Source organism: Micromonospora sp. DT178 (genome assembly GCF_049841695.1).
In the GTDB taxonomy this organism is placed as follows: Bacteria; Actinomycetota; Actinomycetes; order Mycobacteriales; family Micromonosporaceae; genus Micromonospora.
In genome coordinates this window covers 406,341-419,199 of sequence record NZ_JBNCKV010000004.1, presented here as the reverse complement: position 1 = coordinate 419,199, position 12,859 = coordinate 406,341, and the positions used below count along the sequence as shown (strand labels likewise).

Annotated in this window: 11 protein-coding genes and 1 pseudogene; 6 read left to right on the top strand and 6 right to left on the bottom strand. The window is 73.9% G+C overall.

Features of this window, described 5'->3' with window-relative positions; translation table 11 throughout:
- Positions 1-45 precede the first annotated feature (45 nt).
- Positions 46-549, top strand: a pseudogene (locus ACLQ22_RS10535) (PucR family transcriptional regulator); the annotation flags it as partial.
- Between the two features lie 158 nt (positions 550-707).
- On the opposite strand, the gene ACLQ22_RS10530 reads toward ACLQ22_RS10535, so the two are convergent.
- Complete coding sequence (locus ACLQ22_RS10530) at positions 708-2,057, bottom strand: hypothetical protein (protein ID WP_425692100.1); 1,350 nt, start codon at positions 2,055-2,057, stop codon at positions 708-710.
- 90 nt (positions 2,058-2,147) lie between these two features.
- Here ACLQ22_RS10530 and murD point away from each other — a divergent pair, with 90 nt between their 5' ends.
- The gene (gene murD, locus ACLQ22_RS10525) at positions 2,148-3,494 is read left to right on the top strand and encodes a UDP-N-acetylmuramoyl-L-alanine--D-glutamate ligase (RefSeq protein ID WP_425692099.1); all 1,347 of its coding nucleotides are present in this window, start codon (positions 2,148-2,150) and stop codon (positions 3,492-3,494) included.
- A gap of 1 nt (position 3,495) precedes the next feature.
- Here the strand turns inward: murD and ACLQ22_RS10520 are convergent, their stop codons facing one another.
- The 3 genes from ACLQ22_RS10520 to ACLQ22_RS10510 all read right to left on the bottom strand — a co-directional run bounded on the left by ACLQ22_RS10520 (position 3,496) and on the right by ACLQ22_RS10510 (position 5,677).
- The gene (locus tag ACLQ22_RS10520; protein WP_425692098.1) at positions 3,496-4,095 is read right to left on the bottom strand and encodes a DUF6114 domain-containing protein; all 600 of its coding nucleotides are present in this window, start codon (positions 4,093-4,095) and stop codon (positions 3,496-3,498) included.
- 1 nt (position 4,096) lies between these two features.
- Entirely contained in the window at positions 4,097-4,726 is a 630-nt protein-coding gene (locus tag ACLQ22_RS10515; protein ID WP_121400772.1) for a DUF6230 family protein, read from the bottom strand.
- A gap of 177 nt (positions 4,727-4,903) precedes the next feature.
- Positions 4,904-5,677 (bottom strand): TetR/AcrR family transcriptional regulator, encoded by a 774-nt coding sequence (locus tag ACLQ22_RS10510; protein WP_425692097.1) that lies wholly within the window; start codon positions 5,675-5,677, stop codon positions 4,904-4,906.
- 412 nt (positions 5,678-6,089) lie between these two features.
- On the opposite strand from ACLQ22_RS10510, the gene ACLQ22_RS10505 reads away from it, so the two are divergent.
- Positions 6,090-6,785 carry a Tat pathway signal sequence domain protein gene (locus ACLQ22_RS10505; RefSeq protein ID WP_425692096.1) on the top strand — a complete coding sequence of 232 codons (696 nt, stop codon included), beginning with the start codon at positions 6,090-6,092 and terminating at the stop codon, positions 6,783-6,785.
- Here ACLQ22_RS10505 and ACLQ22_RS10500 read toward each other — a convergent pair.
- Positions 6,773-7,828 carry a hypothetical protein gene (locus ACLQ22_RS10500; protein WP_425692095.1) on the bottom strand — a complete coding sequence of 352 codons (1,056 nt, stop codon included), beginning with the start codon at positions 7,826-7,828 and terminating at the stop codon, positions 6,773-6,775. The genes ACLQ22_RS10505 and ACLQ22_RS10500 overlap by 13 nt on opposite strands.
- Before the next feature lie 178 nt (positions 7,829-8,006).
- Between ACLQ22_RS10500 and ACLQ22_RS10495 the strand changes: the two genes are divergently transcribed.
- Both ACLQ22_RS10495 and ACLQ22_RS10490 read left to right on the top strand, forming a co-directional pair.
- The gene (locus ACLQ22_RS10495; RefSeq protein WP_425692159.1) at positions 8,007-8,159 is read left to right on the top strand and encodes a hypothetical protein; all 153 of its coding nucleotides are present in this window, start codon (positions 8,007-8,009) and stop codon (positions 8,157-8,159) included.
- A gap of 17 nt (positions 8,160-8,176) precedes the next feature.
- Positions 8,177-9,667 (top strand): CoA-acylating methylmalonate-semialdehyde dehydrogenase, encoded by a 1,491-nt coding sequence (locus tag ACLQ22_RS10490; RefSeq protein WP_425692155.1) that lies wholly within the window; start codon positions 8,177-8,179, stop codon positions 9,665-9,667.
- Here the strand turns inward: ACLQ22_RS10490 and ACLQ22_RS10485 are convergent.
- A complete protein-coding gene (locus tag ACLQ22_RS10485; RefSeq protein ID WP_425692094.1) occupies positions 9,639-11,177 on the bottom strand; it encodes an acyltransferase family protein in 1,539 nt (512 codons plus the stop codon). The two genes, ACLQ22_RS10490 and ACLQ22_RS10485, sit on opposite strands and share 29 nt — an antisense overlap.
- Positions 11,178-11,371: 194 nt before the next feature.
- Between ACLQ22_RS10485 and ngcE the strand changes: the two genes are divergently transcribed.
- Entirely contained in the window at positions 11,372-12,790 is a 1,419-nt protein-coding gene (gene ngcE / locus ACLQ22_RS10480; RefSeq protein ID WP_425692093.1) for an N-acetylglucosamine/diacetylchitobiose ABC transporter substrate-binding protein, read from the top strand.
- The last annotated feature ends 69 nt before the right edge of the window (positions 12,791-12,859 follow it).

Genomic DNA, 12,859 nt, shown 5'->3' with positions numbered 1-12,859 from the left:
CCCGTCCGCGGTGACGGAGCGGCCTGGTCGGGCCCCGTCCGTGGTGACGGAGCGGCCCGGTCCAACGGCCGGACCAACGGCGTGGCCCGGCCGGCAGGCGCCGGACTGCTCATCGCGGCCGGTTCCGGCGTGCCCGGCCTGCGGGAGGCGCGTCGGTCGCTGATCGAGGCCCGGCAGGTCGCCGATGCCGCCCGGCGGGACCGGCGGGATCTGCCGGTCTTCCGGCTGCCGCACGTCGGGCTGGCGGGGCTGCTGCACCTGCTGCGCGACGAGCCCCGGTTGCAGACCTTCGTCGAGCGGGAACTCGGCGCACTGCTGACCCACGACGCGCAGCACCCGCGCGAGCAGTTGCTGGGCACCCTGCGGGCGTACCTGGAGCAGGGCCGCAACAAGTCGGCGGCGGCCGGGGCGGCACACCTGTCCCGCCCGGCCTTCTACGAGCGGCTGGCCCGGATCCGCCGCGTCCTGGACGTGGACCTCGACTCCGTCGAGGCCTGCCTCTCCCTGCACGTGGCCCTGCTGGCCCTCGACGCCATCCGCACCCCCTGACCCCGCCAGCTCCCGCCGCTCCTCCCCGCCAGCCCTCCCGCCAGCTCCTCTCCCTGTCGATCATGAGGTTGGCGGGGACGAATCGCCCGAACCGCGCCGCCAACCTCATGATCGACAGCGGGGCGGGGCGGGGCGGGGCCAGGGTGGGGTGGGTGGGGTCAGGTGAGGGCGGCGAGGGCCTTCGCGTAGGGCGGGGGGACGTGGTTCGGGCCGCCCGGGGTGAAGACGTCGGAGCCGGCGGCGGCCGACCAGGCCGTGTCGGGTACGGCGTCGACGAGGGCGCGCACGACGGGGGCGTCGCGCCACTGGTCCTGCTCGGCGAGCAGGCTCAACGCCACCACCGACTCCTCCACCTCGCCGACGCACTCGAACGGCTTGTGCCCGTCCACGCCCAGCAGCTCCCGGTAGCCGGGGATCTGCGTGGGGTCGGCGAGCAGGTCGCCGCCGAAGATGTGGGTGATCCGCTCGCGCGACATGAACGGCGCCATGGCCAGGAAGACGAACCGGCACTTCGGGCAGTCACGGCACCAGCGCTCGCTGGCGTCGCGCAGCTTGAACGCGGCGTTGCAGCTCGTCACCACGTCGTCGTAGCGGTCGATCTCGGCGAACGACCGGGCGATGTGCAGCTCCGACAGCGAGCGCAGCAGCGAGAAGTACGGCTCGGTCAGCCCGGCGTGCGCGGCCAGCGCGGCCCGCAGCAGCCCCTCCGCCTCCACGCCCTTGGACCACTGGTGGTTGATCTCGTGGCCGTTCCAGACCAGGTTCGGGTCCGACGCCGACCGTTCGTTGGACATCACCACCGGGCCGAGCCCGTGCAGCACCGCCGTGGCGACGGCGATCAGCGAGTTGATCGCGGTGACCGGGATGTGGCCGTTGAGCGCCCCGGCGGCGTTCAGCTCGAACAGCACCGGGTCGATGCGCCGCCGGGCGGCGAGCGGGGCCAGCCCGGACGCCTCGTTCACCGCGACGATCACGTGGTTCGGGTTGACCGAGAACGGCACCGGGTCGAAGCCCGCCCGGCGCAGGGCCTCCAGGCTGACGATGGAGTCCTTGCCGCCGCCCACCGCCGAGAGCGGACGCCGGTCGGAGTCGTCGTACTCCCGGGCCGGGGAGACCGTGCCGGGCGGCACCTCCGGGCGCAGTTCGAGCACGTGCGGCAGCTGGTTGCGGTACGCGTACTCCGCGAGGCCCTTGGTGTAGACGGCCGTGACCAGCTCGGCGGCGGCCGTGCCCAGCGGCGCCGGCAGCACCAGGCGGGGCGGCGCGGCGGCCTTGTAGTAGCTGACGCCGGCGACCACGTGCAGCAGTTCCAGCACCCGGCCCAGGGTCGCCACGGTCTCGTCCGACGGCGGCGCGTCCGGCAGCGGGAGGGTGACCACCTCGGTGAACCGCTGCTCGCCGTCGGGGCCGGTGAGGGCGTAGTCGAACAACACCTCCCCGGTGGAGAGGTCGATCGAGTAGGACGGGAAGGTGAAGGCGTCCATCCGCCGGAGCTGCTCGTTGGGCACACGCCATACTAGGCCCTGGTTCGTCCGGCCGTGTCCGGCTGCGCCGGACCCGCCCCTGCCCCGCCCGCCAACACCCCCTGAGGAGAGCCCGTGCGCCTGTCTGACCTGCGCGGACGTACCGTCGCCGTCTGGGGGGCCGGCCGGGAGGGCCGGGCCGCGGTGACCGCGATCGCCGCGCACGGCCCGGCCGACCTGGTCGCCGTCGACGACAGCGCCAACTTCCTCAGCCTGCCCTGGGAGGGCCCGCTGGCCGAGGCGGCGCCGCTGGTCACCGGCGAGGAGGGCTTCGCCCGGCTGGCCGCCGCCGACGTGGTGGTCCGCTCGCCCGGCGTGCCGCAGACCCATCCGTGGCTGGTCGAGCTGCGCCGGCGCGGCGCGACCGTGACCCAGGGCACCGCCCTGTGGATGGCCGACCACGCCACCCGCACCGTCGGCGTCACCGGCAGCAAGGGCAAGAGCACCACCTCCAGCCTGATCAGCCACCTGCTCGCCGCCGTGGACCGGCCGAACGTCTTCGGCGGCAACATCGGCGTGCCGACGCTGGACCTGCCGGAGGCGGAGCTGTACGTGCTGGAGCTCTCCAGCTACCAGTGCAGCGACCTGACCGACTCGCCCCGGGTCGCGGTCGTCACGGCGCTCTTCCCCGAGCACCTCGACGCGCACGGCGGCGAGCGCGAGTACTACCGGGACAAGCTCAACCTGCTCGCGCACGGGCCACGGACCGTGGTGGTCAACGGCGCCGACCCGAGGCTCGCCCTCGAACTGGGCGACCGCGCGGCGGTACGCGCCGGCCTGCCGGACACCGCCCACGTGGCCGGCGGCGCGGACGGCACGCCCTGGTTCCACCTCGGCGACCGGCCGCTGTTCCCGCGCGCGGTGCTGCCGCTGGTCGGCCGGCACAACGAGGGCAACCTCTGCGTCGCCCTCGCCGTGCTCGACGCGCTCGGCGTCGACGTGGTGGCCCGCAGGGACACCCTGGCCGTGGCGGTCGCCGAGTTCCAGGGACTGGCCCACCGGCTCACCGAGATCGCCGACCCGTCCGGTCTCACCTTCGTCGACGACACCCTCGCCACCAGCCCGTACGCGGCCATGCACGCCATCGACGCGTACGAGGGGCGACCGTTGACGGTGATCGTCGGCGGCACCGACCGGGGCCTGGACTACGCGCCGCTGCGCGAGCACCTCGCGGAGCGCGAGCTCACCGTGCTCGGCATCCCCGACAGCGGCGCCCGGATCGTCGAGGCGCTCGCCGGCCTGCCGAAGGTGCGCACCGAGGTGGTCGACGACCTGGTCGACGCCGTGCGGCTGGCCCGCGAGCTGACCCCGGCCGACGGGGTGGTGCTGCTCTCCCCGGCCGCGCCGAGCTACGGGCGGTTCCGTAACTTCGAGCACCGCTCCGAGGTCTTCGCCCAGGCCGTACGCGACACCGCCGGCTGATTCAGCCCCGATCGGCGGGCGTCGGGTCCGGCGTGCGCATGCCCGGCAGCAGCGCGCTGCCGTCCCCGTCCTCGACCTCGGCCGTGCGCGCGCCCGGCAGCAGCGCGCTGGCGTCCTCGTCCTCGGCCGTGCGCCTGCCCGGCAGCAGCGCGCTGGCGTCCTCGTCCTCGTCCTCGGCCGCCGGGTCCGGCGCGCCGGGCGCCCCGGTCGGCCGGGGCCGCTTGTCGGGCGTCCAGGCGAAGGCGAGCGCCCCGCCGACCAGGGCCAGCAGCATCCCGACCAGGAAGCCGCCCAGGTTCGAGGTCAACCAGGAGACCAGCCCGAGCAGCAGCGAGAGCACGGCGTAGAAGACCCGCTGCTGCGGAGTGGCGACCAGCAGCACCCCGCAGAGCACCAGGACGGCCGGCACCAGGTACGCGGCGAGCCCCTGCGGCCCGACGTGCAGCAGCACCCCGAGCGGCGCGCGCAGGGTCACGAGCATCTCCAGGCCGCCGAGCGCGATCAGCACCCCGGCGGTGAACGGACGGCCCCGCCGCCAGCGGCGCCAGCGCCCGCCGGGTCGGCGGGCGGCGGGCACCGGGTGGTGTTCTCCGGCGGTCACGTCAGCATCCGTCGGAGGTGAACGCCATGCGCAGGTCGGGCAGGTTGAAGACGGCCGCCGTGGTGGCGTAGTTGTTCTGCCGCAGGTTGGTGATGATCACCGTGTCCGACTGCTGGGCGAAGACGCCGGGGTTGCCCCGCACCCCGGGCACCTGGTCGAGGGTGCTGGCGTCCTGCCCGACGTTGATGTTCTTGAACGAGGCGTTGCCGGCGACCTCGTCACCGTCGACGACCAGGGTGCGGGCGGTGACCGGTGTTCCGCCGCCGCCGGCGGTGATCTTCAGGTAGACGCCGCCCAGGTTGATGCTCTGGCAGAGGTTCGTCAGCTCGGCCTTGTCGATCGCCGACACCATCACCAGGACCTGCCCGCCGGTGTCGCCCTGGTTGGGGCTGTCCGGAATCATGTTGTCGATGGTGGCGAACTGCTCGAAGCCTGTGCCCGTGAGCCGGTCGGCGGTGACGGTGAACGGCATGCCGGAGATGGCGAACTGCGCGCCCAGCACGCCCTGGGCGGTCAGCACGACCATGCCGGCGGCACCCGCCACGACGGTGCCCAGCGTGGCGGCGAACCGGCGCCAGCGCACGCCGCTGCGCGGCGGATCGGGTTCGATCGGTGCGATCTGCTCCGACATGGCGGGCTCCCTTTCGAGATCGATTCATCGGCGACAATGGGAAATCGGCTGAAGGGTCTGCGCAGGCTGAAGTTACCGCCGAGTAAATGGCAGGTCAACGGCAGGTGGGGACTGGTTGAGGCGGTATCTGCCAAATGCGGCCAAAGTGAAAAACCGCTGCGGTTTTCGACCGTGCCGTCAGGGGAGGGGGGCGGCCTCGCCGGTCGGCGCGCACGGCGCGGTCGTGCCCGGGCCGTCGGCCGGACGCGCCAGCCGCGTCGCCTGGGCCGCGCCGTCGGTGCCGAGGAAGGGCGCGGTGGCCGCGTAGGTGAGCACCGGCAGCAGCAGGGGCAGCTCCGTCGCCCGGCCCTGGGCCACCCGGTTGCGGACGGTGGCGTGGATCCCGCCGACCACGGTGGACACCAGCGCGTCGCGGTCCACGTCCGCCGTCGGACCAGGGCCGGCGTCGGCGAAGAACCGGCGGAAGCTACCGAGCAGGGCGTCGCGCTCCCGGCGGGCGTCCGGGCCCGCCGCGTCCACTTCGACGAGTGCCATCCGGGCGAAGGCGGGTACGCTCGCCAGCACCTCCAGCAGGGTGCGCAGGGCGGCGCGGGCGGCGTCCGACCACGCCGGTCCGGCCTCCCGGTAGGCGCCCTCCATGAGCTGCGACAGCACGGCGACGCCGTGCCGGTACGCGGCGAGGAAGGCGTCCTCCTTGCCGCTGAAGAGGGCGTAGAAGGCCGGCCGGGTCACCCCGGCGGCGTGGCAGATGTCGGTGACCCGGGCGTTGTCGTAGCCCTTCGTCGCCACCTCCCGCACCAGTCCGTCGAAGAGGCGGTCGCGCTGGGTCGCGGCCACCGCCTCGGCGGAGAGCCGGCGCGGACCACGCTTGATCGCGCGATCGGGGTCGCGGCCGGGGCGCGCGCCCGGCAGGGGCGCCGGCGCCGGATGCGGACGGCGCTGCGTGGTCACCGCGTCCACCTCTCCATTCGATTGACTTTGCGACCCTCCGGGGTTTATAACTTTCTGCACGCTCAGTTGGGATCCCATCACCATGGGTGATCTTCCGGATGGTCACCCGTCGACTCATCGAAGGAGGGCTCGATGGCTGCCATTATCGCGGAACTGGAGCGCCCTCCCAAGGTCGGAAAGACGCAGGTGACGCCGCTACGCCGCGGCGCCCCACGCCGGCCTGCCCGCTGACGTCGCCGCACCACCACCGCCACCGCCGTCCGGCCCCGACGGCCGCCCGGCACCCCCGCCGCCGTCCGGCCCCGACGGCCGCCCGGCACCCCACCGCCGTCCATGACGCGACGGCCCCGGTCGCCAGGCGGGCACCCCCGCCCGCGCCTGTCGATCTCCCCCGCCCCGGAAAGGACCCACCATGCTCAGGTACGGACGAATCGGCGTGGGCCTCACCACCCTCGCGCTGCTGACCGGCCTCGCCGCCGCCCCGGGCTCCGCCGCCGCTCCGCGCTCCGCCACCCCGGCACCGCTCGCCAACAACGTGCTGACCTACCCCGCGCCGGGCGGCACCGCCGTCGCCGTCAACGACGTGATCCGGGCCAGCCTCAGGACCGGCACCAACGCCACCTTCTACTCCTCCGCCACGGGCACCACCGGCGTGAAGTGCGCCGCGTCCAGCTTCAGCGCCAAGGTGCTGAGCAACCCGGCGGCCCCGGGCACCGCCACCGAGAGCCTGACCGCGCAGTCCTTCACCAACTGCACCACCAACGTGATCGGCACCACCGGCGTGCAGAGCGTGAGCGTGCAGAACCTGCCGTACGCCACCTCGGTCACCAGCGCGGGCGTGGTCCGGATCAGCGGCACGGCGACGGCGCCGATCCAGAGCACCGTCGTGCTGAACTCGCTGCTCGGCGCGATCACCTGCGTCTACCGGACCAGCACCAACAGCCTGACCGGCACGGCGACCAACGCCAACAACTCGATCACCTTCACCAACCAGACGCTGACGAAGTTCTCCGGCCCCAGCCTCTGCTTCGGCACGGCGTACTTCTCCGCGGCGTACTCGCCCGTGCAGGACGCCAGCAAGGGGAACGCTCCCGTCTACGTCAACTGACCGCGGTCCACCGGGCCGGCGTGCGGCGATCCGTCGTGCGCCGGCGCCCGGCCGTCACCCAGCGCCGCGTGCAGGGCCCGCACGGACCGGATGGCCGAGCGGATCTCCTGGAGGTAGCGACCCGGGGTGAGCGCCGGTTCGGGCAGCCCGGCCAGGTCGGGCAGGGCCGGGTCGACGCCGACGGTCTCGATCCCGCAGCCGTACGGCACGGCGAGGGTGCGCAGCGCGTCGCAGTGCTGGAACGGCACGTAGATCGGCGCGGTCACCATCAGCACCGGATCGCCCGCGCGCAGGCGGACGTGCTCGGCCCAGAACCGCTGGGTGTCGGCGGTGTGCGCGCGGCGCCGCGCGGGATCGCCGGACGGGGCGGCCAGCACCCGGACCGGCGGGCCGCCCACGGGCCGGTACGTGCGCGAGGACCAGGAACGGTGCGGATGGTCGGCGTCGTGGCCGTCCTCCTCGGCCGGGGCGGCCACCGCGAACTCCCGCCGCACCGCCGCGTCCAGCGCCGCCACCTCCGTGTCGCAGGGCCCGACGCCGGCCGCGTCCAGGGCACGGCACTCCACGTCGGACAGTGGGCGGAAGCTGCCCAGCACCGCCACCTCGCCGCCGATGCGGGTGCCGCCGCGCAGCAGGTGCGCCGCGTACGCGACCCGGCGCTGACAGGCGTGCGCCAACCCGCCGAGCACGACCAGGTGGGCGTACCGCGAGTGGGCCGGCGCCGCCGGACGCACCATGCCGAGCGCGGCGGCGGTGGCGAGCACCAGCCGCGCGGTGGCCGGGTCGAAGGCCGGTTCCCGGGCGTCCGGGCGCTCCCGGCCACCCCGGAAGTCCCAGTGTCGGGCGGAGAAGTCGTCGAGGCCGGCCAGCACCCCCGTCACGTCCCCGTCCGGCCACTTCCCGCCGAAGTGCCCGACGAGGTCGCGCAGCGGCGCCGAGCCGACCCAGGCCCGTACGCCGGCCGCGAGCGCTTCGACGCTCGCGCCCGCCGCGCCGGTCGGCAGCGCCGGCGTCCCACGCGGCGCTTCCTTACCGGTCCGCACCGCCGGATCGTACCGGCGGGCGGGTGCCCGGGCGGCGCACGGGCGGCCGGCGACGAACGACCGGACCGGGCGACGACGGTGACGGGCACCCCGGTGCCGCGCCCCCTACGACTCTTGTCCCCGCCGCCGGCTGGTGGCAGCGTGCGGTTACCGCGAACGCCGCTGAGAGGGTGCGACGATGACCACCGACGATCTGCTGGCCCGGCACCGGGCCGTGCTCCCGTCCCGGATGCCGCTCCACCACGACGAGCCGATCGGGCTGGTCACTGGTCCCGGCCGGGTCATCCTGGTCGAGGCGATCCGGTCCGGTGGAGCGGAGGCGGCGGCGTGAGCGCGGCGGAGCACGGCGTGGACGTCATCGGCCACTTCGTCGACGGCAAGCCGTTCAGCGGCTCGTCCGGGCGGCACGGGGACGTCTTCGACCCGGCGACCGGTCGGCGTACCGCCCGGGTGGAGCTGGCCTCGGCGGCGGACGTCGCGGTCGCGGTGGAGGCCGCCCGGCGCGCGGCCCGGCTCTGGCGGGACACGTCGCTGGCCAGGCGGACGGCCGTGCTGTTCGCCTTCCGGGAGCTGGTGCACGCGCGGCGGGACCGGCTCGCCGAGGTGATCACCGCCGAGCACGGCAAGGTGCTCGCCGACGCCGCCGGCGAGGTGCAGCGCGGCCTGGAGATCATCGAGTACGCCTGCGGCATCCCCTCCGCGCTGCGCGGCGGGTTCAGCGAGAACGTCTCCACCGAGGTCGACTCGTACAGCCTGCGGCAGCCGCTCGGCGTGGTCGCGGTGATCTCCCCGTTCAACTTCCCGGCGATGGTGCCGCTGTGGTTCCTCCCGATCGCGGTGGCCTGCGGCAACGCGGTGGTGCTCAAGCCGAGCGAGAAGGACCCGAGCGCGGCGCTGCTGCTGGCGGAGTGGTTCGCCGAGGCGGGCCTGCCCGACGGGGTGCTCAACGTCGTCAACGGCGACGCCGAGGCCGTGGACGCGCTGCTGGAGCATCCCGGCGTGAAGGCCGTGTCGTTCGTCGGCTCCACCCCGGTCGCCCGGCACGTCCACCAGCGCGGCACCGCCGCCGGCAAGCGGGTGCAGGCGTTGGGCGGGGCGAAGAACCACATGGTGGTGCTCCCCGACGCCGACCTGGACCTGGCCGCCGACGCGGCGGTCAACGCCGGTTTCGGGTCGGCGGGGGAGCGGTGCATGGCGATCTCGGCCCTGGTCGCGGTGGAGCCGGTCGCCGACGCCCTGGTCGCCCGGATCGCCGAGCGGATGCGTCGGCTGCGCACCGGCGACGGCCGGCGCGGCTGCGACATGGGCCCGCTGGTCACCGCCGCGCACGCCGCCCGGGTGCGGTCGTACGTCGAGGCGGGGGTGGCCGCCGGCGCGGTGCCGGTGGTGGACGGCCGCGACGTCGAGCCCGACGGCGACGCGAACGGGTTCTGGCTGGGCCCGACGCTGTTCGACCGCGTCACCCCGGACATGTCGATCTACACCGACGAGATCTTCGGTCCGGTGCTCGGCGTCGTGCGGGTCGGCTCGTACGAGGAGGCGGTGGAGCTGGTCAACGCCAACCCGTACGGCAACGGCACGGCGATCTTCACCAACGACGGCGGCGCGGCCCGGCGCTACCAGCACGAGGTGGAGGTCGGCATGGTCGGCGTCAACGTGCCGATCCCGGTGCCGATGGCGTACTACTCCTTCGGCGGCTGGAAGGCCTCGCTCTTCGGCGACCTGCACGCGCACGGCGAGGACGGGGTGCGCTTCTTCACCCGGGGCAAGGTGGTCACCAGCCGCTGGCTGGACCCCCGGCACGGCGGGGTCAACCTCGGCTTCCCCACCCAGACCTGAGCAGGCGCAGGATGCCGGCCCCGGCCAGGTACGCCACCAGCGCCGGCGCCGGCACGCCCAGCGGCTCGGGCGCCGACCTGGGCGTCTCCGCGTTGACCACCAGGGCGTACGCCACGGCGGCGAAACCGGCCGCGGTGAGCGTGGTGCGCACGGTGGCCCGCCACCCGCGGCCGGCCGGCGCGCGGCCCGACGCGGCCCCGTCGCCGGCCCGCCCGGCGTCCCCGGCGCGCCCGGTGCTGTCTGCCCGCCGGGCGTCCCCGTGGCGGTCGGCGCTGTCGCCGCGTTCGGCGCTGCCGGCGCGCCCGGTGCGGGCCTCGACGGGGCCGAAGACGGCGACCAGGGCGGCCAGCACCACGGTCAGCATCAGCACCCAGGGCACCCGCCAGGCCAGCCAGGCCGCCGACCCCACGGGCGGGGTCGGCAGCCACCCGGCCGCGTCCAGCGCGCCGACCAGCAGGATCGCGGCGGTGAGGTGCCAGAGGAAGACGGTGAGCACGACCGCGTTCACCGCGATCACCGCCTGCCAGGGGCGGGGGCGGCGCAGCCAGCGCTCCGCCGGGTCGCGCAGCAGCAGGATCAGCCCGAACTGGGCGGCGGTCAGGGTGAGCAGGGCCAGGCTGGGCGGGGCGGCGTTGTCCAGGCGCTCGCCCGGCACGTTGAGCATGCTCACCGGGTACGGTCCGACGGTGGTCAGCAGCACCGTCGCGGCCAGGCCGCCCAGCAGTGCCGCCGCGCCCGCGCGCCGGGACGGCGGCAGCCGGCGCCCGCGCTCCCCGTTCCGCGCGGGTCCGGGGCGCAGCGGGGTCCCGGCCCGCCCGGAGGCGGGGCGCGCGGCGGGGTGGGCGTCGTGACGCCCGGCGTCGGCGTCGCGCCAGGCGATGCCGAGCTGGTGCACGGCCAGCCAGCCGAAGACGTAGTTCGGCAGCGCCAGCTCGGCCGGGCCCAGCGCCCGCCCCACGTCGCCGGCGACGACCAGCGCGGCCAGCGCCGCCGGCACGAGCAGGCCGAAGCGCCGGTGCAGGGCGTGCATCGCCGGGGTCAGCGGCACCACGATCAGGTAGGCGGCGAGGAACCAGAGCGGGATCGTGGCGAACCAGGCGACGGTACGCACCAGCGTCGCCCCGACGCCGACGAGCGACGCGAGCGTGGCGCCGCCGGCGATCACCAGCAGCAGCGCGGTCGTCGGGCGCAGCAGCCGGGCGCCCCGGTCCAGCAGCCACGCGGTGGCGTCGACGCCGGCGGCCCGCCGGGCGGTCAGCGAGGCGGCGTTGGCGTACCCGCCGACCAGGAAGAAGATCGGCATGACCTGGGCGATCCAGGTGAGCGGGTAAGCCCACGGCAGGTCGGGCAACGCCGAGCGCCCCGTCGGCCGGCCGGCGGCGTCCTCGCCGATCGCGGCGACCGCCCAGTGGCCGAGAACGACCATGCCGATGGCGAGCGCCCGAAGCAGGTCGACGTAACGTTGCCGACCAGCGGGGGTGCGCGCGGCGAGTTGCCGCAGGCGGCGCATGGCCCGAGGGTACGTCAGGCGTGGGCTGGCCGCTGCTGATAACGGTTCGGTCCCCGGGGGTTGAAGTCCGCGCCCTCCTGCCGTAGAAATTCTTCAGCAACATATTGCGAACTGAAGACAAATTCCCCCTGCGCCTCGTGCGGCGGTCACCAACCCCCATCCGGCGACCGCCCGGACCGATCCGAGGAGAGACCATGAACAGGCGTGACATCCTGCGGCGCACCGCCGCCGCCGGCCTCCTGGCCACCCCCGCCGCCGGCCTGCTGACCGGCTGCGCCACGGGCGGCGGTGACGACGACAAGGGCGACGCCGGCACCTACAAGGGCACCAAGAGCGAGCAGAACCCGCTCGGTGTCAAGGAGGACGCGCCCCTCGAGGTGGTGATCTTCAACGGCGGCTTCGGCGAGGAGTACGCGAAGGCCCACGAGGCCATGTACACCGAGAAGTACCCGAAGGCGAAGATCAACCACTCGGCGACGCAGGAGATCGCCAAGACCCTCCAGCCGCGCTTCGTCGACAACACCCCGCCGGACGTGGTCAACAACTCCGGCGCCAACCAGATCGACTTCAACGGCCTGGTGTCGCAGAACGCCATCGCCGACCTGGGCGAGCTGCTCGCCGCCCCGAGCCTCGACATCCCGGGCAAGACGGTCAAGGACACCCTGCTGCCGGGCGCCGTCGAGGTCGGCTCGTACGACGGCAAGTTCCTGGTGATGAACTACACCTACACCGTCTACGGCATCTGGCACTCCACCAAGCTCTTCAGCGAGCGCAAGTGGGAGTACGCCAAGACCTGGGACGAGCACATCGCGCTGTGCAAGCAGATCAAGGCCGCCGGCATCGCCCCCTGGACGTACGCGGGCCTGCACCCGCGTTACATGAGCTGGCCGCTGATCTCCACCGCGATCAAGTTCGGCGGCCCCTCGGTCGCCACGGCGATCGACAACCTGGAGCCCAACGCCTGGAAGTCCGACGCGATGAAGACCGCGGCCGACGCCTGGCACCAGATCGTCAAGGACAAGTACATCCTCGAGGGCTCGCCCGGCCTCGACCACAAGCAGTCGCAGACCGCGTGGTGCCAGGGCAAGGCGGCCTTCATCTCCTGCGGTTCCTGGCTGGAGAGCGAGCAGAAGGACGTCACCCCGGCCGGGTTCAACATGACCGTCCAGCCGACCCCGAGCCTGGGCAGCGGCGACAAGCTGCCGTTCGAGGCCGTCCGGGGCACCGCCGGCGAGCCGTTCATGGTCCCGGCGAAGGCCAAGAACCTCGCCGGTGGCCTGGAGTTCTTCCGGGTCATGCTCTCCAAGAAGGGCGCGCAGGACTTCACCAAGAAGGTCTCCAGCCTGACCGTGGTGGCCGGCGCCAGCGAGGGCGTCGAGCTGCCGTTCGGGCTGAACACGGTGGTGAAGGCGCTGGAGGCCTCCGGCAGCAACGGCTTCAACTGGGTCTACAACAACTACTACCGCAAGCTGGAGCGCAACCTGGTCGACGCCGCGTGCGGCGAGTTCTTCAGCGGGCGGATCGGCCCGGCGGAGTTCCTCGACCAGTGCCAGAAGGGCGCGGACTCGATCGCCCAGGACAGCTCGATCAAGAAGTACAAGCGGGCCGCCTGACACCCCGGCCGATGGGGGCGGGGTGGACCACCCCGCCCCCATCGGGCCGCCGCTGAAGAGGTAGGACCT